Raw genomic sequence first — 25,424 nt, 5'->3', positions numbered from 1 at the left:
TTTGCGGGCGTTAACTGTGAAGAGCGGGTGCTGATATTGGCATCAACTAGGGTGGCAACGCGGGAAAAACTCCCGTCCCTTATATTTATATAAGGGACGGGAGTTTTTTATTTTAATTTAATATAAGTTACTGGGGGTTTTAAGATGAGTATGAAAGCACCAAGAGGTACAGTGGATATTTTGCCTAAAGATGCAGCGAAATGGCAGTATGCAGAAAATAAAATTAAAGATATATGCAACAGATTTCATTTTAAAGAAATTCGTACACCTTTATTTGAACATACCGAAGTGTTTCAACGAGGTGTTGGAGATTCTACAGATATCGTACAAAAAGAAATGTATACCTTTGATGATCGTGGTGGCAGAAGCCTGACACTTAGACCAGAAGGAACTGCATCGGTAGCAAGAGCTTTTGTGGAAAATAAATTATTTGGGGAACCGAATCAACCGGTTAAACTTTATTATTTTGCACAAATGTTTCGTTATGAACGCCCCCAAAAAGGGAGAATGCGTCAATTAAATCAGTTTGGAGTAGAGGTACTTGGCAGTGCGGATCCAGCTGTGGATGCAGAGGTTATTGATCTTGCTATGACGACGTACAAAGAATTAGGTTTAAAGTCATTAAAATTAGTGATTAACTCCCTGGGTGACAAAGAAAGCCGAAGCAATCACAGAAAAGCACTTGTAAACCATTTTGATCCACATAAAGAAGAACTTTGTGATGATTGTCAAAACAGACTGTCTCAGAATCCGCTTCGTGTGCTGGATTGCAAAACCGACCGTGACCACCCGGCAATGAAAACAGCCCCATCCATTCTGGAATTTTTAAATGAAGAATCAAAATTATATTTTGAAAAGGTTCAAGAATACTTATCATTGATGGAAATTGATTTCGTTGTTGACCCAACCCTTGTGAGAGGACTGGATTATTACAATCATACCGCTTTTGAGATTATGAGTGAAGCAGATGGCTTCGGAGCAATCACAACACTCGCTGGTGGTGGCAGGTATAATGGATTAATTGAAGAACTTGGAGGACCGGATACACCAGGAATTGGCTTCGGGATGGGATTTGAACGTTTACTCATGGCTTTGGAGGCTGAAAACATTGCCATACCACTGAATGACAGCTTGGATTGTTTCATCGTTGCAATGGGATCGGATGAAGTGAGTAAAGAAGCAACAAAACTTGTGCATCAACTCCGCGTTAACGGTATACAAGTCGATAAGGATTATCAGGATCGTAAAATGAAAGGTCAGTTTAAGGCTGCTAATCGTTTCGGTTCGAAATATGTGCTCGTTCTTGGAGAAGAAGAAATCGACAAAAAAACCATTAATGTAAAAGAAATGGAATCTGGAGAACAAATAGAAATACCGTTAGATAATATAGTTCAAACATTAAAGCAAAAGCTTCTGGGAGGTAAAGGACATGAGTGAACGGGTAATGGCTGGAAAGTTATCGGAAGAAATTATCGGGCAAGCAATACTATTAAAAGGTTGGGTCCAAAGAAGACGTGATTTAGGTGGATTAATTTTTATTGATCTTCGGGACAAATCAGGAATAGTGCAGGTAGTATTTAACCCTGATCATTCAAAAGATGCTCTGGAAATTGCTGAAAAGATCCGTTCCGAGTATGTTGTGGAAATTAATGGAGAAGTAGTTGAACGAAATGAATCAACGGTAAATCCAATAATGAAAACTGGAAGGATTGAAGTGATCGCTACTTCTATTAAAATTTTAAACAAGGCAAAGACACCCCCTTTTACGATTCAAGATGAGACAGATGTATCCGAAGATGTCCGACTGAAGTATCGGTACCTTGATTTAAGAAGAAGTCCTTTGCAAGAAACGTTTAAATTGCGCCATCGGACTACACAAGCTATTCGTAATTTTCTTAACGATAATGATTTTATGGAAATGGAAACCCCAATATTGACAAAGAGCACACCTGAAGGGGCCCGGGATTATCTGGTTCCAAGCCGTGTTCATCCTGGTGAATTTTACGCTCTGCCGCAGTCACCACAACTTTTTAAACAGTTGATTATGATGAGTGGTTTTGAAAAATATTATCAAATTGCAAGATGTTTCCGTGATGAAGATCTTCGTGCTGACCGTCAGCCAGAATTCACTCAGATTGATATTGAGACTTCCTTTTTAACCAGTGATGAAATTATGGAAATGACGGAACATATGATGCAGCAAGTTGTAAAAGAAGTTAAAGATTTGGATATAGAGTTGCCATTGCAAAGAATGCCATATGATGAAGCAATGGAACGCTTTGGCTCGGATAAACCGGATACGAGATTTGGTCTTGAATTAATACATGTTTCCGATATCCTGGTTAACTCTACTTTCAAAGTTTTCCAAGGTGCAATCGAATCTGGTGGAAATGTTGCCTTGTTGAATGTAAAAGGGGAAGCGACTAATTTCTCCCGCAAAGATATTGACAAATTAACCGAATATGTAAAAATATATGGAGCAAAAGGACTGGCTTGGCTGAAAGTAGAAGGGGACGAACTGAAAGGACCAATCGCTAAATTTCTTACCGATGAAGAAAAAGCTAATCTATCAAATAAAGCAAATGCGATAGATGGGGATTTGTTATTATTTGTAGCAGATAAAACATCCGTTGTTTCTGACAGTTTGGGTGCATTGCGCTTGAAATTAGGGAAACAGTTGGAACTTATCGATACATCCAAATTTAACTTTTTATGGGTGACAGACTGGCCATTACTTGAATACGACGAAGAACTTGGCAGATACTTTGCGGCCCATCATCCGTTCACATCTCCTATTGAGGAAGATATGGAAAGATTAGAGAGTGACCCGGCGAGTGTCAGGGCAAATGCATATGATCTTGTTCTCAATGGTTATGAACTAGGTGGAGGATCAATCCGTATTTACCAAAAGGAACAGCAGGATCATATGTTTAAAGTATTAGGATTTAGTGAAGAAGAAGCGAAAGAGCAATTTGGGTTCCTTTTGGATGCATTAGAATATGGTGCTCCTCCACATGGTGGAATCGCACTTGGTCTAGACCGGATTATTATGCTGCTTGCTGGTAGAACAAATCTTCGGGATACTATCTTATTTCCAAAAACAGCTTCAGCATCCGACTTATTGACTGATGCGCCCAATGAAGTAAGCGATGCTCAATTAAATGAGCTGTCTATAGCATTATCCAAACAAGAAACGAAGAAATAAAGTTTTAACATTGTAAATATTGAAATAAATACTTACCTGTGTTAATATTAATTTACAAATCAATATTTGTAGCTTAATCCTGATGTGTTCGTCTATAAAAAGTATTTTGACCGAACAACTATATATTTGGGAGCCTGATTTCGTTTTTATAGTGCGTGCATACTTGTATTCTTCGGAATTAATGGAAGCACAATACATGTAAAACAGGGCACCCACCTGCTTCAAGCGGGATCAAAACTTTAAAAGAGGACGGCACAATCGGGATTAAGGTATACATACAAAAAAGAGGACCTGTATAAAATACAGGTCCTCTTTTTATTGGCTTGAACAGCCATATCCAGCACTCATTCCTAGAAAGTCTGCTTTGGTTCTTTTAATTGGAACCTTGGATGAGCTGTTCCAGGTTACCGTTTTTATCCATTCGGAATGCAGGGGAAGTGTTACTTCCTTTATCATTGAGTACGGTCATTTTTCTTGCCCGATCCATAATTTGAATAAATGTCTGGTAATCTTCCTGAATGGAAACCAACTGTTCTTCCGTATTGGAAAGTTGTTTTTCAAGTTCACTCACTTTTGACTGCAACATGGAATTCTCTTTTTTGATGGTCTCCAACGTTGATTTTGATTGATTGGAAGCATGATAGTCTTTTTTTAATTCTCTTAAATATTGTATAACCATATCAAGATTTATAGTTGGTGGTTCCACCATAACAAAAGTATTTTCTTCTTCTACTTCGGATTTGTTTTCCTCAAATACGGGTGGAAGTGAAAGTGTCGGAACTCTTGTTTGCTTGAACGTGGAACTCATCGCTCTTTTTTTCTCTTTTCGCTGTCTTTTTGCGAGATCGATAGCACTATCATATTTTGTTCTTACTTCTGCATTCCAGCGAAAACCGCAGGCTGCTGATGTTCGGTTTAATTTATCGCCGACTTCATCAAACGCATTTAATTGGGTACTGCCTTCTCGAATGTGACGCAATACTGTTTCTGCAAGTAATAAATCGTCCTCGTGAGACCAGGCATCTTGTCTAACTTTTACCAATATATTCAACTCCTTTTTATAGTAGGGAATGTTCCAAAAGTCCGATTAAATATTCTTTAATTTGGAACACACACTAGTAGCACAACAATAGATTGTAACTTTTATGTCTATTATTGCCTTATAGAAAGGGTTATATACGTTATTTCTTCTTATCTCTTTGAATTTTATCGTAAACTTGCTTTAGAGCTTGTTCGAATTTGGCGCTGTTCTTTGGTTGGTAGTAGTTTCTGTTTTTGATAGAATCAGGCAAATACTGTTGGTTCACCCAAGCCCCATCATAATTATGTGGATATTTGTAGTCGACTCCCCGACCAAGCTTTGTTGCCCCTTGATAATGGGAATCTTTCAGGTGCGCAGGAATCTCCCCGCTTTTACCACTTCGTATGTCAGATAAAGCTCCGTCTAGCGCTTTATAGGCAGTGTTTGATTTAGGTGATAATGCAAGTTCCACAATGGCGACAGATAATGGAATTCGTGCTTCTGGAAACCCAAGTCTCTCGGCCGCCTGAACCGCAGAAACTGCACGTGGGCCTGCCTGCGGGTTTGCAAGACCGATATCTTCATAGGCGATCACAATCATTCGACGGGCAATACTATCAAGATCCCCCGCCTCAATTAATCTTCCTAAATAGTGAAGTGCCGCATCCACATCACTACCACGGATTGATTTTTGAAATGCGGAAAGTACATCATAGTGAGCATCGCCATTTTTATCATGAGAAAAGCTTTTTTTTTGCATGCACTCCTCTGCCGTATTTAGATCAATTAAAACCTGCCTATTTTCAATTTCCGGTGTGGAGGAAACGGCCAGTTCGAGTCCATTTAAAGCAGATCGGAGGTCACCGTTCGCTGCAGTAGCAAAATGACTGAGGGCATCCTCTGTTAAGACTACATTACTAGTCCCAAATCCATGCTCTTCATTGTTTAAAGCACGAGTAATTGCAGTTTTAATATTTTCATCGGTTAAGGCCTGTAATTCAAACAGATGGCATCTACTACGTATTGCAGGGTTAATAGAATGATACGGATTACTCGTCGTACATCCGATTAATGTAACCAAATTACTTTCGAGATGTGGGAGGAGGAAATCCTGTTTAGCTTTATCAAGCCGATGGACCTCATCTAGTATTAAGACAACTTGTCCCATCATTTTTGCTTCTTCTACAACGATCTCCATGTCTTTCTTTTTGTCTGTAACCGCATTTAACATTTTAACAGGCAAGCCGACACTTTTTCCAAGTGCATAGGCCATCGATGTTTTTCCTGTTCCTGGTGGCCCAAATAGAATCATGGAAGCGAGTCTATTGGCGTTTACCATTCGATTAATTATTTTACCGGTACCGACCAGATGTTCCTGACCGATAATATCTTCTACTTGTTCTGGTCTCATTCGAAATGCAAGAGGTTTTTGTTTCATTTACAACGTCCTTTATATATAATATTACATTAAAGCTTAATCCTGATTCAGCTTAAATGCAAGGAGCATACTAATCATGTTATAATAGCATTTATTATAGTATGATGGACGATGAAATTATTAAGAGGAGTTTATATATATGAAAATTTCTACAAAAGGAAGATATGGATTAACAATAATGGTTGAATTGGCAAAGAAATATGGCGAAGGGCCAACATCATTAAAGTCGATTGCCAAAGAGAATGACCTATCAGAGCATTATTTGGAGCAACTAGCATCACCACTCCGAAATGCCGGTTTAATTAAAAGTATTCGCGGTGCATATGGGGGATATAAATTATCCAGGGAACCTAAGGAAATAACGGCAGGAGACATTATCCGTGTTCTGGAAGGGCCACTTACCATCGTGGAAGGTATTGAAGATGAAAAGCCCGCTCAACAGGCGTTATGGATCGAAATTCGAGATGCAGTAAAAAGCGTAATGGATAAAACGACATTGGATGATTTAGTTCATCATGATAATGATGAACTACAAGATGCATACATGTTTTATATCTAGAATCTTTTTTGAGATGGAAGGGAAATTACTATGGAACCAATTTATCTGGATCACGCTGCAACTACTCCAATGGCTGAGGAAGTAATTCAAGCAATGCTTCCTGTCTATAATGAAGTTTTTGGAAATCCATCAAGTGTCCATTCATTCGGTAGAAAAGCACGGCAGATTTTGGATGAAGCAAGACGTGTTATGGCATGGAGTATACAGGCGAACGAAAAAGAAATTACCTTTACCAGTGGAGGAACAGAAGCGGATAACCTTGCATTTGTTGGTACTGCATTGGCTAACCGTCATAAAGGTAATCATATAATTACAACTAACCAGGAGCATCATGCTGTACTTCATACTGCTGAGGCATTAGAAAAACAAGGCTTTACAGTAACATATCTCCCAGTATATAGGGATGGGAAAATAGCAATTGAAGATTTAAAAAACGCATTAACGGATGAAACAATTCTTGTCTCCATTATGTATGTAAATAATGAAACTGGAATTATTCAGCCAATCAAGGAAATCGGTGATCTTCTCAGAGGACATCAGGCATATTTTCATACAGATGCAGTTCAAGCGTTCGGACTCCTTGAAATGGATGTTAAAGAATTGGGAATCGATATGCTGACGGTGTCTTCACATAAAATTAATGGACCCAAAGGTATTGGATTTTTGTATGTGAAAGAAAATGTAAAAATCAATGCTTTGCAGTATGGCGGTGAGCAGGAAAGAAAACGTCGCCCAGGTACAGAAAATATTGCAGGAGCAGCAGGATTCCAAAAAGCAGTCGAACTGGCAATGCAAAACAGGGAAACAAGAAAAAAACAGTACCAGATATATAAAGAACTTTTTATCGATGAACTGAGGGAAAATGAGATTCATTTTGAAGTGAATGGTGATATCGATTCGACAATATCCTCTATTATAAATATAAGTTTTCCAGGAACAAATGTAGAAACATTGTTAACGAACTTCGATTTAGATGGAATTGCAGCCTCAAGTGGGAGTGCCTGTACGGCAGGAAGTGTGGAACCATCACATGTATTAACTGCCATGTTTGGAAAAGATAATCCATGTACGATAAATTCCATCCGTTTCAGTTTTGGAATGCATAATACGGAAGAAAATGTTAAAGAGGCAGCGAGACGAGTTTCAAGGATTATAAAAAGATTAAGATAAAGGATCGTGAAAATAATGAAAAGCAATAAAGATATTCGAGTAGTAGTGGGTATGAGCGGTGGTGTCGATTCTTCAGTAGCTGCCTTACTCCTTAAAGAACAAGGCTATGATGTGGTCGGTATCTTTATGAAAAACTGGGATGACACAGACGAGTTCGGTGTATGTACGGCAACAGAGGATTTTGATGATGTTGTCCGTGTCTGTAATCAGCTGGATATACCTTATTACTCTGTGAACTTTGAAAAACAATATTGGGATAAAGTATTCACTTATTTTCTTGAGGAATACAAAGCAGGGCGTACACCAAATCCGGATGTCATGTGTAATAAAGAAATTAAGTTCAAAGCATTTCTTGACCACGCGATGTCTCTAGGCGCAGATTATCTTGCGACAGGTCATTACGCTCAAGTAAGGGAAGTAAATGACCGCATTGAAATGTTACGTGGTGTAGATGATAATAAAGACCAAACGTACTTCCTCAATCAATTATCTTCAGACGTTCTGAAGCAAGTGATGTTTCCATTAGGACATATGCCAAAATCGGAAGTACGAAAAATTGCGAAAGAACACGATTTGGTTACAGCCGATAAAAAAGATTCAACTGGAATTTGTTTTATTGGGGAACGTAATTTCAAAGAATTTCTAAGTGAGTACTTACCTGCACAACCTGGTGACATGCAAACGATGGATGGGCTGGTTAAAGGAAAACATGATGGTTTAATGTATTATACATTAGGCCAACGCCAAGGACTTGGCATTGGCGGAGCAGGAGATCCATGGTTTGTTATAGGTAAAAATCTTAAAAATAATACGCTATATGTAGAACAAGGTTATAGTAATGATAAACTGTATTCGAATGCATTAATTGCAACAGATATGAACTGGATAAATGATGATGTGATAACGGAATCGTTTACCTGTACGGCTAAGTTCCGCTACCGTCAAAAAGATAGTAATGTTACCGTTCATCTTCAAAACGATGGGAAAGTCTTCGTTGAATTTGCGGAAAGTGAAAGAGCAGTAACCCCTGGCCAAGCGGTTGTCTTTTATGATGGAGACGTTTGTCTTGGTGGTGGGACAATTGATGAAATTATAAAGAATAATCGTAAACTTGATTATGTAGGTTAAGTAAGGAGATCGATGATGGACAAAAATACACAGGCAATAAATTATATGAGGGAACATAATTTTGAGGAAGCAGCCAGACTGTTCAATGAAGTCATTGAGGAACAGCCAGATGAACCGTTAGGCTATATTAATTTTGGCAATCTCTTAGTGCAATTAAATGAGAATGATCGTGCAGCGCGTTTTTTTGAAAAAGCAATTGAATTGGACGCAGGAGCTGCAACAGCTTATTACGGTTTAGGAAACCTTTTCTTTGAGCAATCTTTATTTCAAAAAGCACAGATGAATTTTCAGCAGGCAATTGAGCTTGGACTCGAGGAAAGTGATGTATACTTTATGCTTGGCTTAACTTTACAGAATCAGGAACAGTTTAAATTTGCGCTGCCATATTTATTACGAGCTACCGAGATGAATCCGTTCGATGACGAGATTCTCTTTCAATATGGATTATCCCTAGCACAAAGTAACATCCTGGAAGATGCGGAAAATGTTTTTAAACGCGTTCTTGTGATGAATCAGGAGCATAGTGACGCCCATTACAATTTGGGTGTCCTGTCCCTGTTTAATGAAAATGTCGATGAGGCATTAAGCCATTTCAATGATGCTCTTCGAATACAGCCAGAGCATGTTCTTGCAGCTAACGGAAAGAAAAATGTGGAACAAATAATAAACGAAAACTAGGTATATAGATAGTGGGGTTGTTTGAAATGGAAATGGGTCAACAACAATCAAATGAAGAACAAGGATATATTAAAGGTGAAATAGTAAATACAATTTTTAAAAATGAAGCTGAACATTTCTCGATTGTAAAAATCAAAGTACAGGAGACAAATGAAGACTTCAAAGAGAAAGAGATTGTTGCGAAAGGCTATTTTTCCAATCTCCATGAACAGACAACCTACTATTTTTACGGAGAATTTGAGAGGCATGTCCGGTTTGGTACGCAATATAAAGTTTCATTTTATAAAACCATTATTCCAGATACAAAAGATGGTTTGGTTGCATATCTATCAAGTGATTTATTTTATGGTATTGGCGAAAAAACAGCAGAACGTATTGTAGGATACTTAGGTGAAACAGCCATCTCTAAAATACTAAACGACTCAAACGTATTGCAGGATGTACCAGGATTAAAAAAAGAAACTGCCGAGAGATTGGCAGCAAGTTTAAAAGAAAATCAAGGCTTTGAACATGTTGCTGTTTATTTATCCAACTATGGAGTAGGATTAAAAATGGCTCAGAACGTCTATCAAAAATATAAAGAGGAAGCAATCGAGATACTGGAAAAAGATCCATATCAATATGTATTTGATATAGAAGGATTTGGATTCCGAACTGCTGACGAAATTGCTAGCCAAAATGGACTTTCATTGACACATCCGAATCGAATTGGTGCAGGGTGTATTTATGTTCTTCAGAGAAGTATTCAGGAAGGACATGTTTTTTTACCGATGGACCTCTGTGTTGATCAGGTAATGGGACTGCTTGCCGTTCATCCTGCTGAACTATCGATTATTACAGATAGGCTTGAAGAATTAAATACGGAGAAAAAATTGATTATTTATGAAGGTAACGTGTATCTCCCCTCTCTTTACTATGCAGAGGACGGCTTTGCTTCCAATTTAAAACGAATTATCACGAAGCCGATGGACGAAGAAACGTCTTTGGCAGAAATGTTAAAAATAACTGGACAAATTGAAGAAGCAGAAGTATTAAGTTATGGTAAGGAGCAATTCTCTGCTATTAATCAATCATTACATTCTAAGATTATGATATTAACAGGAGGACCTGGGACCGGTAAGACTACCGTTATAAAAGGAATTCTCAAAGCATATGCTGCAATACATCAGGTTTCTCTTGATCCTAAAGATTACGAATCCAAATCGGACTATCCATTTATACTGACTGCTCCAACTGGCCGTGCAGCAAAACGATTGAACGAATCTACCGGACTTCCTGCATTAACAATACATAGACTTCTTGGATGGAATGGCAGCAACGGTTTTGGCAAGGATGAACAGGAACAGCTTTCAGGAAAAATTTTAATTGTTGATGAGTTTTCGATGGTTGATATCTGGTTGGCAAACAGCCTCTTCAAAGCAATTCCAGATGATATGCAGGTTCTGTTGGTAGGGGATGAAGATCAATTGCCGTCTGTCGGACCTGGACAAGTTCTATCAGATTTATTGAAAAGTAATTTACTGCCACTCGTAAGTTTGAGCGAGGTTTATCGGCAGAAGGAAGGGTCCAAAATTATTCAGCTTGCACATGAGATCAAAAATGATACATGTTCAGCTAGGTCACTTTCGAATGATAAAGATTTCAGCTTTATTGCATGTTTCGAACATCATATAATCCAAGTAATAACGTCCATTTATAAAAAGGCACTGGATAAAGGTTTAGACGCAAGGGATATACAAGTCCTTGCTCCAATGTACAGAACGCAGGCCGGGATAACGATGATTAATAAAGAACTGCAGGAGCTAATCAACCCAAAGACAAAAAGAAGACGAGAAATTAAGTTCAATGATGTTATTTATCGTGTAGGTGATAAGGTGATTCAGCTTGTTAACCAACCTGAAGATGGCGTTTATAATGGCGATATTGGAGAAATTGCAGCCATTTTCAAGGAAGACGAAAACAAAGAAAATGTAGAGCAGCTTGTGATCACATTTGAAGATAGAGAAGTAGTATATGTACGGAAGGATTATGTGAATTTTACGCATGCCTATTGTATCTCCATTCATAAGTCGCAGGGAAGTGAATTTCCAATCGTCATTTTACCAGTAGTCTCAAACTATAATCGTATGCTGCGAAAAAACTTACTGTATACAGCAATTACCAGAAGTAAAGAGTCCCTGATTATTTGCGGGGAAGAACAGGCATTTTTACGAGGAATACAAATGAAAGACACAAATAAACGATTTACTTCATTGAAAGAACAGTTAACAGAAAGACTTCAAGGGATTCCACTCACAGAAATGAAAGAAACAGATGAACAAGAGATCTCTCCTTATGATTTTATGTAATTATGTATATAAAGTTATAAATCGGGCAAGCATAGTAGCGTATTATCCGAAAAGGGGATCTGATTATGCTGCGTTGTCCGAATTGTAATGGAAAAGATATAGGCAAAATAGGTACACAGGATTATTTTTGCTGGACGTGCTGTATTGAAATGACAGTATCCGGTAAAGAACTAATGGTTCATCAAATAGAATCTGACGGAAGTCTGAGTTCTTTGGACGATTTGTTTACAAAAGAAGAACGCCAACTTCCATAGAGAGCTCCCAGCAAAAAATGAGTATAATACCAATCTGCTGAGGAGTGTCTTTCATGTTCGAGGATAAAAAACGCTTTACAGTATTATACTGGTTAGTCATTGGTATCGTATTATTTATATTTACCTATTTATTTTTTAAAACAATGCCATATTACGGTACCTTTTTTTCCTTTCTCGGTAAACTGTTGATTCCATTTGTTCTTTCTGCTTTAATTGCCTATTTGTTGCATCCATTAGTTGATCAATTGGATCGCATGAATATTCATCGAGGGTTGGCTATCCTGTTGATCTATCTCATTTTCTTTGGTGGAACAGGCTATTTGTTTTATCGGGGATACCCATTAGTTGTCCATCAACTGGGCGATTTAAATGAAAATCTTCCCGAAATTATAGCAATGTATGAAAATTTAATTTACCAGATATATAACTATACATCGTTTTTACCTGAGACCGTACATGATAAAATAGATGAGGTAATACTCTCTTTGGAAACATCATTGGATCAATTGATTTCTAAACTTGTAGCAGGCTTTGCTAAAATAATAGATATGATCATTATAATTACGGTAATACCGGTACTTGTTTTCTACTTCCTTAAGGATTATGCGAAAATAAAAACCTTCTTTATTACATTTATTCCAAAAAAATTTAGGAATGATGCAAGTAATTTGCTGTTTGAGATTGATAAAGGTTTAGGTGGCTATATTCGCGGTCAGTTAATCATCAGCTTATTTGTAGGTCTCACATCACTAATCATGTTTAAACTGCTAAATATAAAATATGCCTTATTGCTGGCTATTGTAATGGGGGTAACGAATATTATACCCTATTTTGGTCCAATCATTGGTGCAATACCAGCGGTGACAATTTCTTATACGACAGCTGGAAATAAAGTTTTTTTAGTTATTCTTGCTTTGTTTGTGATACAGATTATTGAAGGTAATCTGTTGTCACCATATATAATGGGCAAGAGTGTGAAAATTCATCCCGTTGCCATCATCTTTGTACTATTGCTCGGTGGTCAGTTGTTTGGAGTGTGGGGGATGATATTGGCTGTTCCAGTTCTTACTATCACCAAAGTAATTATTGGTCAACTAATCGCGTTACGTTCATATGATTGACAATGCTGCTAAAGTTTCATATAATATCGCTAACATAATAAATTAAACGCATTGATGGTTATAAGTACATGATCTACTGGTTTTTAGAGAAGAATTTCCGAGGGCTGAGAGAAATTCCAAACACAGTACCATGGAAAGCTAAACCGGAGTACGGTTAAACCCCGTCGGTCTCATACCGTTAACATGATGAAGTGATGAATGATTTTTTCATTCATAATTAGGGTGGTACCGCGAACATATCTCGTCCCTGCAATAATGCAGAGAGGGGATTTTTTTATTTTTAAAGAATGTGGAGGAATTTAGATGAAACAGTTAAGTTCAGCAGAAATTAGACAAATGTTTATCGACTTCTTTATGGAAAAGGGACATCGTGTCGAACCAAGTGCCTCACTTGTTCCGATTGAAGATCCTACATTATTGTGGATTAACAGTGGCGTAGCAACATTAAAGAAATATTTTGATGGGCGCGTTATACCCGAGAATCCACGGATTGTAAATGCGCAAAAATCAATTCGTACCAATGATATTGAAAATGTCGGTTTTACAGCACGTCATCATACATTTTTCGAAATGCTTGGGAACTTCTCAATTGGAGAATACTTTAAGAAAGAGGCAATTGACTGGGCATGGGAATTCCTGACAAGTGATAAATGGATTGGTTTTGATAAGGAACTTATTTCCGTAACGGTTCATCCAGAAGATGATGAAGCATATGACATGTGGCTAAATGATATTAAATTGCCAAAAGAACGCATTATTCGACTGGAAGAAAACTTCTGGGATATCGGAGAAGGCCCAAGTGGACCAAATACGGAAATATTCTACGACCGCGGAGAAAAATACGGAAATGACCCAGCTGATCCAGAACTATATCCAGGTGGGGAAAACAATCGTTATCTGGAAGTATGGAATCTTGTATTTTCCCAGTTTAATCATAATCCGGATGACACATATACCCCACTTCCAAAGAAAAATATTGATACCGGGATGGGACTTGAGCGCCTGACATCAATTATTCAGGAAGTACCAACCAATTTTGAAACAGATTTATTTATGCCGATTATTCGCAAAACAGAAGAAATAGCGAATACGACGTACGGAAAAGATCCATCTAGCGATACCGCATTTAAAGTGATTGCAGATCATATTAGAACTGTCAGCTTTGCAATAGGTGACGGGGCTGTCCCTTCCAATGAAGGTAGAGGGTATGTATTACGTAGATTAGTGAGAAGAGCCGTCCGATTTGCAAAAGAAATCGGTATCGAAAAACCATTTATGTTTGAGCTTGTGGATACGGTTGGAGAGATTATGAAGGATTTCTACCCAGAAGTACTCAAACAACGCGAATTCATTATAAATATCATTAAAGTGGAAGAGGAACGCTTCCATGAAACATTAAATGATGGTCTGGAAATTTTGACTGCAATTATGGATCAGGAAAAAGTCGCCGGAAATACCGTCATCCCTGGAGAAGAAGTATTCCGTCTTTATGATACGTATGGATTTCCAAAGGAATTAACTGCAGAATATGTGGAACAACAGGGGTTTACCATTGATAAAGAAGGGTACAATCGTGAAATGAATAAACAACGCGAACGTGCTAGAAGTGCAAGGCAAAAAGTCGATTCCATGCAGGTTCAAGACACGATTTTAAGTGAAATCAATGTCAAAAGTGAATTTATTGGATATGACCAAATGGCTGTGGATGCAACGGTGGAAACCATTATCGGTGGAAAAGAAGTGATCGATTCTGCTAGTCAAGATGATGACGTATTTCTATTTTTAAATAAAACACCATTTTATGCTGAAAGTGGCGGACAGGTAGCGGATCATGGCTGGATCTTTACGGAAAAGGCTTCCGCATATGTGTTGGATGTTCAAAAGTCTCCAAAAGGACAAAATATTCATCGAGTACAGATAAAAGAAGGAGAGATACGTACTGGCGATACGGTGAAGGCTGCTATTGACTCCCAATTCCGAACTTCTGTTATCAAGAATCATACGGCTACACATTTACTTCACCAGGCCCTTAAAGATGTTTTAGGAAAACATGTTAATCAAGCTGGTTCATTAGTAACACCCGAACGGTTACGCTTTGACTTTTCCCATTTCAGTGGAGTGTCCAGTGATGAATTGAAACAGGTAGAACAAATAGTTAACGAAAAAATTTGGGAATCTGTATCATTAGCAATTGCAAATAAGAATTTGGATGAGGCAAAAGAAATGGGTGCAATGGCATTATTCGGTGAAAAATATGGTGATGTAGTTCGTGTAGTACAAATAGGAGACTATAGCCTGGAATTATGTGGAGGTTGTCACGTTACGAATACATCCGAGATAGGATTATTTAAAATCGTCTCAGAGAGTGGCATTGGAGCAGGCACAAGAAGAATTGAAGCTGTTACGAGTAAATATGCCTATGAATTCTTGAATAACAAGCTTTCTATTTTGAGTTCCTCTGCGGAATTAGTTAAATCCAGTGATGAACAAGTTCCAGAGCGAATTGAGGGATTACAACAAGAACTGAAAGCATTACAAAAAGAAACAGAATCATTAAGTGCAAAATTATCTAATTTGGAAGCCTCATCTATTTTGGACCAGGTTGAAAACGTACAGGATATACCATTACTGGCTCAGAAAGTGAATGTTAAAGATATGAACCAGCTTCTAAACATGGTTGATGGTCTGAAGCAAAAATTAACTACAGGTATTGTTTTACTTGCAGCTGAGAATAATGGAAAAGTACAATTGGCAGCAGGAGTATCCAAAGATTTGAATAAAAAAGGATTGCATGCTGGCAACTTGATTAAACAAGCTGCCACAATTTGTGGAGGCGGTGGTGGGGGCCGTCCGGATATGGCACAAGCTGGCGGTAAAGACCCTGCAAAGATAGAAGAAGCACTTGAATCAGCAAAAAATTATATTACAGAAAATGTAAAATAACCGTAACTGTTTGTAAACAAAGCAATAAAAAAGTATAATAATACCAATAAACATGTTAAAATGATTTTTAGAAGGCAAACTTGGAACGAGGTGTCACAGTGAGTTCAATTGATAAAACGATGAAGTTTAACTTTTCAGAAGAACCATTTGATCAGGATATTAAAGATATCCTATTGACTGTACATGAATCACTACAGGAAAAAGGATATAATCCAATTAATCAGATTGTGGGTTATTTATTATCAGGTGACCCCGCGTATATTCCGAGATACAATGATGCCAGAAATTTGATCCGGAAAATAGAACGAGACGAAGTGATTGAAGAACTAGTTAAATTTTATTTGGAGCAGAACAAGGAGAATAAATGAAAATAGTAGGATTAGATGTTGGATCAAAAACCATCGGTGTTGCGGTCAGTGATGCGTTTGGCTGGACCGCCCAAGGATTGACTACAATCAAATGGAATGAGTTAGAAATTCATTCTGCTGATGAGGAATTAAAATCAATTATAGAAACGCATGAGATTGGAAAAGCTATTGTCGGGCTGCCGAAAAATATGAATGGAACCATTGGAGAACGTGGAGAAGCATCCCAAAGATATGCCAAACATATCGAGAACGTTCATGGAATACCTACTGAATTATGGGATGAACGTCTTTCTACCGTAGCAGCCGAACGCGTATTGCTTGAGGCAGATATGAGCAGAAAGAAAAGAAAGAAAGTAATTGATAAAATAGCTGCGGTTATGATACTGCAAGGGTACTTAAATCAGAAATAGAGGAGTGATCGAATGGCTTTGGAAGAAAAGGAAAGAATAATTATACCTGATGAAAATGGTGATGAGCACCTATTTGAAGTTTTGTTCACTTTTGATGTTGATGAAACAGAACAATCATACATTGCAGTAGTACCAGCTGAACAGGCAGAAGAAGAAGAAGTGGAAGTATATGCATTCCGTTTCGAAGAACAGGAAGACGAGGATTTCACGCTTTTTCCGATAGAATCGGATGAAGAATGGGAACTGGTTGAGGAAATGTTAAACACATTGGCAGACGAAGAAGACGAAGCGTAAGAATCTAAGATTATAGCGGCTGATGTCAGTAATTCGACATCAGCTTTTGTTTGGCAGATAAGAAAGTATAAAACTTTCCTATCTAAAGCATTCACCTTAAAGCTTGCCAATGCCAAGTTTTCTAATAATCCACTATATTATGGATTAAAACTATCTTTTTAGTATAATATAGCGGACGAAGGGGGGGATACTGGATGTCTAAGAAGAAAAAGACTGGCAGTTTTAAGGACAATCTTGTAGCCAGAAGTAAGGAAGCCAGTACGGTAAGAAAGATTGTGTCTATTATCCTTATCGCATTAATTCTAATATTGGTCATTGGAGGAATATCAGGTTTTTTGTATGTTAAATCAGCACTTGAACCAGTAAACTCAGAAAGTGATGAGCAGATTACCGTAGAAGTTCCTATCGGTTCTTCAACTTCAACTATAGCTAACATCCTTGAAGAAAATGGAATTATTAAAGACGGAAGAATTTTCCGATTCTATACTAAATTTAATAATGAGTCTGAATTCCAAGCTGGAGAATATACATTCACACCTGCAGTAACATTTGATGAAATCATTGAATCATTAAAAAATGGACGAGTTTACATAGAACCAATTCATACTGTGACAATACCTGAAGGACTTACAGTTGATCAGATAGCAGATATTTTCAGTGAAACATTTGCGTTCACAAAAGGAGAATTCCTGGAACAAGTGAATGATGAAACTTATGTAGGGAAATTGATTGCAAGTTACCCTGATCTATTATCTGATGCGATCTTGAATCAAGAAATCAGAACTCCATTAGAAGGTTATCTTTTTGCATCTACATACGACTTTTATAAGGAAGAACCGAGTATAGAATCAATTATTGAAGCGATGCTAACACAAACACAAAAAGTCTACTCCAACTATGCAGCAGACCTAGAACAAATTGATTTCACCACGCACGAAGCAATTACTTTTGCTTCGCTCGTTGAGAGGGAAACAGCAAGTGAGGAGCAGCGCCAGCAAATATCACGTGTCTTTTATAATCGATTGGACGCTGGTATGCCGTTGCAGACAGACCCAACCGTATTATATGCACTAGGTGAACACAATGAAACGGTGACTTACGATGATTTAGAGATTGAATCACCTTATAACACATACTACATTGAGGCACTTCCTATTGGTCCAATATCGAATTTTGCTGAAAATTCGTTGAAGGCTGTGCTAGAGCCAGCAGAGTCTGACTATTTATATTTTCTTCATGACTCGGAAGGAAACATATATTATGCAGAAACACATGACGAGCATTTGCAAAATAGAGATCAATATTTAAATTAAATAACATGGAAATGTGGATTACTATTCACATTTCCCGTTTTTATAGAGATATCTTTAAATAAAGAGGTAAAATAATGAGTGAAAAGCTGATGCGTTATCTAACAGAAACACTACCAGTTCAACAACAATGGGTTTATGAGCTGGAATCACAAGCCCGAGCAGATCATGTGCCAATTATGGACAAAGTTGGTATTCATTTTGTGATGCAATTGATTCATATGAAAAGACCTGAAAAAATTTTGGAGGTAGGTGCAGCGATCGGCTATTCTGCATTAAGAATGCTGGAAGCGAACCCAAGTTCGTCTATTGTTACGATAGAAAAGGATGAGCGCCGTTATGAACAGGCAATGAACCATATTTATCAATTAAAGAAAGATAAACAGATAGAAGTAATACTTGGTGATGCACTGGAAGAGCTTGTGGAGCTTTCAAATCAAAGCCATACCTTTGATTTCATCTTCATTGATGCTGCAAAAGGTCAATATCAGCGATTTTTTGAACTTGCCGAACCGATGTTGAATAACAATGGAATAATTTTATCGGATAATGTATTGTTTAGAGGTTACGTTGCAGATCCAGAAGATGTTCCGAAAAGGTATACGAAAATGGTTAAAAAATTAAGAGATTATAACGAGATGCTGATGAATCATCCGAATTTTAATACGTCCATTATCCCTATAGGAGATGGCGTAGCAGTCAGTTATAAAATAAGCGAATAAAGGAGCTTCACACATCTATGAAAGACAAACCGGTAGTTATTGGTGTAGCAGGAGGAAGCGGCAGTGGTAAAACCTCTGTAACTCGCTCTATATGCCAACGTTTCACAGATAAAACAATACTAGTTATCGAACAGGACTATTATTACAAAGATCAAAGTCATCTTCCACTTGAAGAAAGGTTGAATACAAACTATGATCATCCGTTGGCATTTGATAATGATTTACTCATCTATCATCTTCAACAACTCCTTGATAACAAACCAGTCGAAAAACCTGTTTATGACTATAAAATTCATACCAGATCAAATGAAGTGATACATGTAGAACCAAAAGAAGTTATTATAGTAGAAGGTATTTTAATTCTTGAAGACCCAAGACTTGTTGAATTGATGGATATTAAAGTATTTGTTGATACGGACGCAGATCTAAGGATCATTCGTAGACTTTTAAGAGATATTAAAGAGAGAGGACGTAATTTAGATTCAGTTATTGATCAGTACATCAATAACGTTAGACCTTCCCATCTGCAATTTATCGAACCTACAAAACGTTATGCAGATATAATTATTCCTGAAGGTGGACAGAATCATGTAGCAATCGACATTATGGCTACAAAGATTGAGAACATCTTATCACGAAGTCAAAATAAATAATTTCGGTCAAAAATATTGAAAATCTATTGCAAATCTGCCATAGTAATGATTAGTATATTCTTAATATGTAACGCATAAGCTTTAAAGCTTATTTTTGTTTGCACAGTGAAAAGAAGGAGTGTTTTTAATGGCTGTAGAGAAAAGTTATTATATGACGCAAGAGGGGAAAGAAAAATTAGAGAAAGAATTGCATTACCTAAAGACTGAAAGAAGGCAAGAAGTTGTGGAACGTATAAAAGTCGCACGTGACTTTGGAGATCTTTCAGAGAATTCCGAATATGATGCTGCAAAAGATGATCAGGCTTTTGTTGAACAACGAATCACACAAGTTGAAAAAATGATCCGAAATGCTGTCATTATTGAAAATGATAATGATAATCCAAATATTGTTTCATTAGGAAAATCAGTTACATTTACCGAATTACCGAATGGTGAAGAAGAAACCTACACCATTGTAGGAAGTGCAGAAGCAGACCCGTTTGAAGGCAAAATTTCCAATGATTCACCAATGGCGAAAAGCTTATTGGGACATGAGATTGGTACAGAAGTTGCTGTTGCAACTCCTGGTGGAGAAATTCAGGTAAGAATTGTAAAAGTTGATTAATTATAAAAAATAAAGGTGGGGAGATAAGTCCCCGCTTTTTTTGCGCTTATAACGTTGGATATGAATCGGCATATCACCTATAATATGATACTATAATATAGATGATAGGAGGGAATAGAGTGAGCGAATCAGAAAACAATTCACGCTTTAACAAATTTGAGAAACGTAGAAAGAATACAAAGGCGATTTCTATTTTCCTTTTAGTAGGAGCATTTCTACTGATATTATTGCTGGGTATATGGTTTTTCGGTGGCGGTAATAACGAAACGGCAAACGATTCAACTACTGATGAGGAAGGGAATTCCTCTGATTTTCTGATTACAGAAGAAGATGAAGCGGAGTCCAATGAGGATTCAGAAAATGATTCAACCAATAACGATGCGACTACAGATGAGGAATCAACGGAAGACAATGAAGCGGATGAAGAAGAAAACGACAATGAAGCAAATGAAGAAGAGGACAATACAGAAACAGAAGCAGCAGAACCATCCGATGATAATGTTGAAGAAGCCTATACAGGCAACTGGGAACCTATTGGTACAGAACAAGAAGGACCTCATACACTGAATTTTGACGATGGTTCGAAGGATCGAGTTGAAATTAAAAAGGCTGCATCGATAGCGGCAGGCTTAAATGAGGATGACATGGTTGTATGGTGGGTTGGAAACAATGGCGCTCAAAAAGCAATTGCTACGGTTTCCGATAGTGTGGAAACAGAGGTCTATCGTGTTTTCCTATCATGGATAGATAACGAAGGATGGCAACCAACCAAAGTTGAAATTCTTATTGAAAATGACAAAAAGTAAAATTGTCGAGAAATAGTAAACTGGAGGATACATCATGACAATCGGAATTATTGGTGCAATGGACGAAGAGATTGCATTGTTATTAGAAAATATGACGGATAGGAAAGAAAAAGAGGTTGCTAGTTGCCTCTTTGTAGAAGGAAAAATTCATAATAAAGATATTGTCCTTATGAAATCTGGAATTGGTAAAGTGAATGCTGCAATGGCAACAACGATTATGCATGAGCGTTTTTCGCCTGCATATGTCATCAATACTGGATCAGCTGGGGGATTTGCAGAAAAATTGGAAGTAGGGGATGTAGTTATTTCCACCGAAGTCGTTCATCATGATGTAGATGTAACTGCCTTTGACTATGCATATGGACAAATACCTGGTCATCCTGCAATGTATACGGCGGATAAAATGCTAATCGAAAAGGCAGTATCTGCTATAAGCAAACTGGAGATTAACTATGAAAAAGGGATTATCGCAACAGGTGACGCATTCATGGAGGATCCTGAACGAGTATCATTTGTTCGTGAAAAGTTTCCAAGCATGCTAGCATCTGAAATGGAGGCTGCCGCAGTTGCTCAAGTATGCTATCAATATGAGAAGCCATTTGTTATTATTCGTGCATTATCTGACATCGCAGGTAAAAAGTCAGCTATATCCTTTGATCAGTTTCTTGAGAAAGCTGCCAAAAATGCTGCACAATTAATAATGAATATGATTAAAGACTAAAATAAGCAGAAGCGCTGAACATTACATTCAGGCGCTTCTGCTTTAATTCTGTCTTTCTTTTCGATAATACTCATGGAATACTTTCATTAATGCTCTTTTTTCAATACGTGATACGTAACTCCTAGATATATTAAGTTTTTTGGCTATTTCTCTTTGCGTCATTTCATTATAGTCATTTAATCCATAACGATATACAATGACCTCACGTTCCCGTTTATCGAGAACAGAAAAATACTTTTGCATTTTTGCTATTTCCATGTTTAATTGAATGTACTCGATTACATTATCATTTTCAGCTTCGAGAATATCAATCAGGCTAATCTCATTTCCTTCCTTGTCTTGCCCAATAGGATCATGGAGTGATACATCTTTTTTAACCTTTTTAAGAGCTCTTAAATGCATCAGTATTTCGTTTTCAATGCATCGGGCAGCATAAGTAGCCAATTTCGTACCTTTATCAGCAGAGAAACTTTCAACACCTTTTATTAAGCCAATCGTTCCTATTGATATTAAATCTTCCATATCTTCCCCAGTATTCTCAAACTTTTTAACAATATGTGCGACAAGTCGTAAATTATGTTCAATTAACTTATTTCTGGCTACTTCACTGCCATTTTGCATTTCCTGAATGTATTTCGCTTCTTCATCAGAGGGTAGGGGCTGCGGGAAGGCATGATTTTTTACATAGGAAACGAAAAAGAGAGCTTCTTTAACCAAAAGGGCGAGGACAGATAGAATCCCGGACAAACACAATCACCTCCTAGGTGTGTATTCTGCTTCAAACGAAAGATGTACTTTGGGGTTTTGCCTATATAACATCTTTATGAAGCTTAGGGCTGATTAGTGTCTGTCCATGATAATAATCTTATAAAAGGTTTTACGAATATTTATTACACTTTAAAATTATACTTAGCACTACATCTTTCCATAGCAATTTTCATATCGCTATGCGGATATTTTTTGTCTTCGATAATCTGATAATCTTCCTGTCCTTTACCGGCGATAATTAATATATCACCAGGTTCACTAATGTCGATCGCATGTTGAATAGCTTCTTTACGATCAGGAATCATTTCGTAATTATTGTGACGCATTCCTTTTTCCATATCGTACAGGATTGTTGCAGGGTCCTCAAAACGTGGATCGTTTACTGTAAGAATAACGAAATCTGCTGCAGAGGCTTTTTCACCCATTAATGGGCGTTTTAATTCATCTCGGTTTCCACCAGTTCCAGCAACAAAAATCAGCTTTTTCTTTTTGAAAGGTAATACCGTTTTAATTGTATTTTCAATGGCATCAGGCGTGTGAGCATAGTCAAGATATATGCTGATTGGAGAATCAATATCAATTTTCTCCATACGACCACTAACAGGGTTCATTTCTTGAATATACGCAACAATTTTCTCTAAAGGAATGTCTCCTTTTGCATATAGGGATGCGATTGCAGCAAGTGCATTGTAGACATTAAATTCACCCAATAAATGAATATGCATATCTATTTTTGCATCAGGTGCAATGAGCGTAAAATCACTACCATGCTCATGGGAGTTAATATTTTCAGCTTTGAAATGGGCATCAGCGTGAATTCCATAAGATATTACTTCGACAGGAGCCATAGAAGCGTATGTTTGAAACCATGCATCATCTTTGTTTAATATCACATATTTTTCTTTGGTCATGTCATTGCCTAATTGTGAAAACAGCATTCCTTTAATATAACCATAATCCTCCATCGTGTCATGATAATCCAAATGATCCTGGGTCAGATTGGTAAAGGCGACAATATCAAATTCCACTCCCCAAAGTCTCCCTTGAGATAAACCGTGTGAAGAGACCTCCATGACCATATTTTTTATACCGAGCTCACTTGCTCTATTCATCATTTGTTGGTTTGTTAATGCATCACATGTCGTATTTGGGCTGCTATTATATTCATTATCCAGCTCCGAACCATTCGTACCAGATAAAGCAGTTTTTTGACCAGATCGTTTTAACACATGGTTGATGAGCGATGTAACGGTTGTTTTCCCATTTGTTCCAGTTACACCAAAAATATTAAGATGCCTGGAAGGGTAGTTGTAAAATTTACATGCGAGTAAGGCTAATGCTTTTGTCGTATCCTCAACAACAACCATCGCAACATGATCTAATTGTATATCTAATTTTTCCTCGGCAATAATTAGCGTTGCCCCATTTTTTACTGCTTCTGAATAATAGTTATGCCCGTCCACTGTATAACCGCGGATACATATGAAAAGAGAGTTGTTAATCGCTTTTCTCGAGTCGTCACACAAACCATCTATTTTTTCGGGAAGCGCACCGTATACTTGTTTCATTTTTAAACAGGATAATAATTCATATGTATTCATCATTAATCGTCCTCACAATCCTAAACACTTTTTATAATCGAAATGGCTTATACACACTATTGTTATCCATATTTCCCTATATCTTATATTTTTAATCTTATTTCTTATGGTATGAGCCAAACAAAAAGGTGACTTATAGTGTCACCTTTTTGTTGACTCTGACGCCTCCAATTTACTCATTGCTTCTGCATACTCATCTTTCCGATTATTTAATACCGGTTTGATCCCCTTTAAGTGAGCCGCTCTTGAAATCATGTGGGCAGACACCGGATTAGTAAGAAGAATGAATACAATAGCCAATAGTAGCTTTCCGCTAATTATTGAATTCTGAATATATAGGAATAAAAATGCACCTATTAGAATTCCGATAACTCCTAAAGTGGAGGCTTTGGTAGATGCATGTAGCTTTGTATAAATATCGGGAAAGCGAATAACACCAATGGCTGCAGAAACGATGAAAAAAGTTCCTATTAAGATCGATATAATTATAAGGATGTTAACAATAATGTGAAATAATGTTTCAATCTCTGTCAATGATAACACCTGCTTCCAGATATTTTGCAATTGCGACGGTTCCAAGAAATGCAAGGATACCAATTAATAATACAATGTCGTTCAACTTATCGGTTACAAGAAAAATAGAAAGTAGGGCTGCAACAGCCATCAAATTAATACCTATTGTATCTAAAGCTACTGCACGATCCACATTATACGGTCCTATAATAATCACATACATGAGGAGAATCAAGGATAACGAGATGCCTGTAAACCCAATCTGTACAGTTAGTTCAAGTAGATTTTCTGTTGTCTGAAGTAATTGTGTCATCTTGTTACCTCCATAATCCCTTTTTCAAAATTTTCTTTAATCGAGCGGATTTCGTCATCTACATTTTCTATATTCATCGCATGAATATATAACTTCGACTTATCTTCAGAAATTGCTATCGATAGTGTGCCTGGTGTAAGTGATATTAAACTTGATAAGATTGTGATCTCCCAGTCGGTTTTTAATTCAAGGGGATACTCGAAGATTCCAGGCTCTCTGATTGGTCTGGGTGAATAGATATACTTAATCATTTCGATATTGGACATCACCATTTCCTTAAGAAAAACCAATATCAGTTTTATGGCCTTGAATACCCTAGTAAGATAAAACCCACCAGGGAGAAATCTCCTCAATAACAATAAGAGAAGAACACCGAACAGAAAACCAGTAATAAAACTCGCCATTGTATAGGACTCACTTAGGAACATCCACATAACTGCAATAATTAAATTAATTACTATCTGAAATGCCATCGT

The 25,424-nt window shown here is 37.3% G+C and carries 26 protein-coding genes, 1 other RNA gene and 2 other annotated features (1 of these 29 cut by a window edge); of the genes, 20 read left to right on the top strand and 7 right to left on the bottom strand.

Annotated features, from left to right (window positions below):
• Positions 1–83: a binding site (T-box leader), on the top strand; it begins 137 nt to the left of the window's first position.
• Between the two features lie 61 nt (positions 84–144).
• The 3 genes from hisS (at position 145) to ssrS (ending at position 3,474) form a co-directional block, all read left to right on the top strand.
• Positions 145–1,437: a histidine--tRNA ligase gene (gene hisS / locus ACHABU_RS01690; protein WP_435761601.1), complete on the top strand. Its 1,293-nt coding sequence runs from the start codon at positions 145–147 to the stop codon at positions 1,435–1,437.
• Positions 1,430–3,205: an aspartate--tRNA ligase gene (aspS, locus tag ACHABU_RS01685; protein WP_435761599.1), complete on the top strand. Its 1,776-nt coding sequence runs from the start codon at positions 1,430–1,432 to the stop codon at positions 3,203–3,205. The genes hisS and aspS overlap by 8 nt, the downstream gene beginning before the upstream one ends.
• Positions 3,206–3,278: 73 nt before the next feature.
• Positions 3,279–3,474: non-coding RNA, 6S RNA (ssrS, locus tag ACHABU_RS01680), on the top strand.
• A 104-nt stretch (positions 3,475–3,578) separates the two neighbouring features.
• Here the strand turns inward: ssrS and ACHABU_RS01675 are convergent.
• Positions 3,579–4,247, bottom strand: a complete 669-nt coding sequence (locus ACHABU_RS01675) for an RsfA family transcriptional regulator (RefSeq protein WP_435761597.1) — start codon at positions 4,245–4,247, stop codon at positions 3,579–3,581.
• A 139-nt stretch (positions 4,248–4,386) separates the two neighbouring features.
• Entirely contained in the window at positions 4,387–5,664 is a 1,278-nt protein-coding gene (locus tag ACHABU_RS01670) for a replication-associated recombination protein A (protein WP_435761595.1), read from the bottom strand.
• Between the two features lie 139 nt (positions 5,665–5,803).
• On the opposite strand from ACHABU_RS01670, the gene cymR reads away from it, so the two are divergent.
• From cymR to mtnN, 17 genes are all read left to right on the top strand, one after another.
• Positions 5,804–6,223 (top strand): cysteine metabolism transcriptional regulator CymR, encoded by a 420-nt coding sequence (cymR, locus tag ACHABU_RS01665; RefSeq protein WP_435761593.1) that lies wholly within the window; start codon positions 5,804–5,806, stop codon positions 6,221–6,223.
• Positions 6,224–6,253: 30 nt separating this feature from the next.
• Positions 6,254–7,393, top strand: a complete 1,140-nt coding sequence (locus ACHABU_RS01660) for a cysteine desulfurase family protein (RefSeq protein ID WP_435761591.1) — start codon at positions 6,254–6,256, stop codon at positions 7,391–7,393.
• Positions 7,394–7,408: 15 nt separating this feature from the next.
• Positions 7,409–8,521, top strand: a complete 1,113-nt coding sequence (gene mnmA / locus ACHABU_RS01655) for a tRNA 2-thiouridine(34) synthase MnmA (RefSeq protein WP_435761589.1) — start codon at positions 7,409–7,411, stop codon at positions 8,519–8,521.
• A gap of 15 nt (positions 8,522–8,536) precedes the next feature.
• A complete protein-coding gene (locus tag ACHABU_RS01650; protein ID WP_435761587.1) occupies positions 8,537–9,199 on the top strand; it encodes a tetratricopeptide repeat protein in 663 nt (220 codons plus the stop codon).
• Positions 9,200–9,225: 26 nt separating this feature from the next.
• On the top strand, positions 9,226–11,547 hold the full coding sequence (gene recD2, locus ACHABU_RS01645; RefSeq protein ID WP_435761585.1) for an SF1B family DNA helicase RecD2: 2,322 nt from the start codon (positions 9,226–9,228) through the stop codon (positions 11,545–11,547).
• A 65-nt stretch (positions 11,548–11,612) separates the two neighbouring features.
• On the top strand, positions 11,613–11,801 hold the full coding sequence (locus ACHABU_RS01640; RefSeq protein WP_249871009.1) for a hypothetical protein: 189 nt from the start codon (positions 11,613–11,615) through the stop codon (positions 11,799–11,801).
• A gap of 53 nt (positions 11,802–11,854) precedes the next feature.
• Complete coding sequence (locus ACHABU_RS01635; RefSeq protein ID WP_435761583.1) at positions 11,855–12,922, top strand: AI-2E family transporter; 1,068 nt, start codon at positions 11,855–11,857, stop codon at positions 12,920–12,922.
• 42 nt (positions 12,923–12,964) lie between these two features.
• Positions 12,965–13,174: a binding site (T-box leader), on the top strand.
• A gap of 51 nt (positions 13,175–13,225) precedes the next feature.
• A complete protein-coding gene (gene alaS, locus ACHABU_RS01630; protein WP_435761581.1) occupies positions 13,226–15,865 on the top strand; it encodes an alanine--tRNA ligase in 2,640 nt (879 codons plus the stop codon).
• Between the two features lie 98 nt (positions 15,866–15,963).
• Positions 15,964–16,233: an IreB family regulatory phosphoprotein gene (locus tag ACHABU_RS01625; RefSeq protein ID WP_379495188.1), complete on the top strand. Its 270-nt coding sequence runs from the start codon at positions 15,964–15,966 to the stop codon at positions 16,231–16,233.
• A complete protein-coding gene (gene ruvX, locus ACHABU_RS01620; RefSeq protein ID WP_435761578.1) occupies positions 16,230–16,643 on the top strand; it encodes a Holliday junction resolvase RuvX in 414 nt (137 codons plus the stop codon). Before ACHABU_RS01625 ends, ruvX begins: the two co-directional genes overlap by 4 nt.
• Before the next feature lie 12 nt (positions 16,644–16,655).
• On the top strand, positions 16,656–16,937 hold the full coding sequence (locus tag ACHABU_RS01615; protein ID WP_435761576.1) for a DUF1292 domain-containing protein: 282 nt from the start codon (positions 16,656–16,658) through the stop codon (positions 16,935–16,937).
• Between the two features lie 194 nt (positions 16,938–17,131).
• Positions 17,132–18,250 carry an endolytic transglycosylase MltG gene (mltG, locus tag ACHABU_RS01610; RefSeq protein ID WP_435761574.1) on the top strand — a complete coding sequence of 373 codons (1,119 nt, stop codon included), beginning with the start codon at positions 17,132–17,134 and terminating at the stop codon, positions 18,248–18,250.
• A gap of 74 nt (positions 18,251–18,324) precedes the next feature.
• A complete protein-coding gene (locus ACHABU_RS01605; protein WP_435761572.1) occupies positions 18,325–18,969 on the top strand; it encodes an O-methyltransferase in 645 nt (214 codons plus the stop codon).
• Positions 18,970–18,986: 17 nt separating this feature from the next.
• The gene (udk, locus tag ACHABU_RS01600) at positions 18,987–19,622 is read left to right on the top strand and encodes a uridine kinase (protein WP_435761570.1); all 636 of its coding nucleotides are present in this window, start codon (positions 18,987–18,989) and stop codon (positions 19,620–19,622) included.
• Between the two features lie 127 nt (positions 19,623–19,749).
• Complete coding sequence (gene greA / locus ACHABU_RS01595; protein ID WP_435761568.1) at positions 19,750–20,226, top strand: transcription elongation factor GreA; 477 nt, start codon at positions 19,750–19,752, stop codon at positions 20,224–20,226.
• A gap of 119 nt (positions 20,227–20,345) precedes the next feature.
• On the top strand, positions 20,346–21,032 hold the full coding sequence (locus ACHABU_RS01590) for a YrrS family protein (RefSeq protein WP_435761566.1): 687 nt from the start codon (positions 20,346–20,348) through the stop codon (positions 21,030–21,032).
• 34 nt (positions 21,033–21,066) lie between these two features.
• Positions 21,067–21,753, top strand: a complete 687-nt coding sequence (mtnN, locus tag ACHABU_RS01585) for a 5'-methylthioadenosine/S-adenosylhomocysteine nucleosidase (protein WP_435761564.1) — start codon at positions 21,067–21,069, stop codon at positions 21,751–21,753.
• Between the two features lie 42 nt (positions 21,754–21,795).
• Here mtnN and sigK read toward each other — a convergent pair whose 3' ends face one another.
• The 5 genes from sigK to ACHABU_RS01560 all read right to left on the bottom strand — a co-directional run bounded on the left by sigK (position 21,796) and on the right by ACHABU_RS01560 (position 25,421).
• Positions 21,796–22,500 (bottom strand): RNA polymerase sporulation sigma factor SigK, encoded by a 705-nt coding sequence (sigK, locus tag ACHABU_RS01580; RefSeq protein WP_435761562.1) that lies wholly within the window; start codon positions 22,498–22,500, stop codon positions 21,796–21,798.
• A 143-nt stretch (positions 22,501–22,643) separates the two neighbouring features.
• A complete protein-coding gene (locus ACHABU_RS01575) occupies positions 22,644–24,122 on the bottom strand; it encodes a UDP-N-acetylmuramoyl-L-alanyl-D-glutamate--2,6-diaminopimelate ligase (RefSeq protein WP_435762332.1) in 1,479 nt (492 codons plus the stop codon).
• A 141-nt stretch (positions 24,123–24,263) separates the two neighbouring features.
• Entirely contained in the window at positions 24,264–24,656 is a 393-nt protein-coding gene (mnhG, locus tag ACHABU_RS01570; protein WP_435761560.1) for a monovalent cation/H(+) antiporter subunit G, read from the bottom strand.
• Positions 24,643–24,948: a monovalent cation/H+ antiporter complex subunit F gene (locus ACHABU_RS01565; protein WP_435761558.1), complete on the bottom strand. Its 306-nt coding sequence runs from the start codon at positions 24,946–24,948 to the stop codon at positions 24,643–24,645. Before ACHABU_RS01565 ends, mnhG begins: the two co-directional genes overlap by 14 nt.
• Complete coding sequence (locus tag ACHABU_RS01560) at positions 24,945–25,421, bottom strand: Na+/H+ antiporter subunit E (RefSeq protein WP_435761556.1); 477 nt, start codon at positions 25,419–25,421, stop codon at positions 24,945–24,947. The genes ACHABU_RS01565 and ACHABU_RS01560 overlap by 4 nt, the downstream gene beginning before the upstream one ends.
• Between the last annotated feature and the right edge of the window lie 3 nt (positions 25,422–25,424).

The sequence above is a fragment of the Oceanobacillus sp. CF4.6 genome, from assembly GCF_051262635.1.
GTDB lineage: Bacteria > Bacillota > Bacilli > Bacillales > Amphibacillaceae > Oceanobacillus.
This window is presented reverse-complemented; position numbering and strand designations above follow the sequence as displayed.

Bases quoted from the DNA above. Each gene is read 5' to 3' on its own strand.
- hisS (WP_435761601.1), top strand. From the start codon at position 145: ATGAGTATGAAAGCACCAAGAGGTACAGTGGATATTTTGCCTAAAGAT.
- aspS (WP_435761599.1), top strand. From the start codon at position 1,430: ATGAGTGAACGGGTAATGGCTGGAAAGTTATCGGAAGAAATTATCGGG.
- ACHABU_RS01670 (WP_435761595.1), bottom strand. From the start codon at position 5,664: ATGAAACAAAAACCTCTTGCATTTCGAATGAGACCAGAACAAGTAGAA.
- cymR (WP_435761593.1), top strand. From the start codon at position 5,804: ATGAAAATTTCTACAAAAGGAAGATATGGATTAACAATAATGGTTGAA.
- ACHABU_RS01660 (WP_435761591.1), top strand. From the start codon at position 6,254: ATGGAACCAATTTATCTGGATCACGCTGCAACTACTCCAATGGCTGAG.
- mnmA (WP_435761589.1), top strand. From the start codon at position 7,409: ATGAAAAGCAATAAAGATATTCGAGTAGTAGTGGGTATGAGCGGTGGT.
- ACHABU_RS01650 (WP_435761587.1), top strand. From the start codon at position 8,537: ATGGACAAAAATACACAGGCAATAAATTATATGAGGGAACATAATTTT.
- recD2 (WP_435761585.1), top strand. From the start codon at position 9,226: ATGGAAATGGGTCAACAACAATCAAATGAAGAACAAGGATATATTAAA.
- ACHABU_RS01640 (WP_249871009.1), top strand. From the start codon at position 11,613: ATGCTGCGTTGTCCGAATTGTAATGGAAAAGATATAGGCAAAATAGGT.
- ACHABU_RS01635 (WP_435761583.1), top strand. From the start codon at position 11,855: ATGTTCGAGGATAAAAAACGCTTTACAGTATTATACTGGTTAGTCATT.
- alaS (WP_435761581.1), top strand. From the start codon at position 13,226: ATGAAACAGTTAAGTTCAGCAGAAATTAGACAAATGTTTATCGACTTC.
- ruvX (WP_435761578.1), top strand. From the start codon at position 16,230: ATGAAAATAGTAGGATTAGATGTTGGATCAAAAACCATCGGTGTTGCG.
- ACHABU_RS01615 (WP_435761576.1), top strand. From the start codon at position 16,656: ATGGCTTTGGAAGAAAAGGAAAGAATAATTATACCTGATGAAAATGGT.
- mltG (WP_435761574.1), top strand. From the start codon at position 17,132: ATGTCTAAGAAGAAAAAGACTGGCAGTTTTAAGGACAATCTTGTAGCC.
- ACHABU_RS01605 (WP_435761572.1), top strand. From the start codon at position 18,325: ATGAGTGAAAAGCTGATGCGTTATCTAACAGAAACACTACCAGTTCAA.
- udk (WP_435761570.1), top strand. From the start codon at position 18,987: ATGAAAGACAAACCGGTAGTTATTGGTGTAGCAGGAGGAAGCGGCAGT.
- greA (WP_435761568.1), top strand. From the start codon at position 19,750: ATGGCTGTAGAGAAAAGTTATTATATGACGCAAGAGGGGAAAGAAAAA.
- mtnN (WP_435761564.1), top strand. From the start codon at position 21,067: ATGACAATCGGAATTATTGGTGCAATGGACGAAGAGATTGCATTGTTA.
- ACHABU_RS01575 (WP_435762332.1), bottom strand. From the start codon at position 24,122: ATGAATACATATGAATTATTATCCTGTTTAAAAATGAAACAAGTATAC.
- ACHABU_RS01565 (WP_435761558.1), bottom strand. From the start codon at position 24,948: ATGACACAATTACTTCAGACAACAGAAAATCTACTTGAACTAACTGTA.
- ACHABU_RS01560 (WP_435761556.1), bottom strand. From the start codon at position 25,421: ATGGCATTTCAGATAGTAATTAATTTAATTATTGCAGTTATGTGGATG.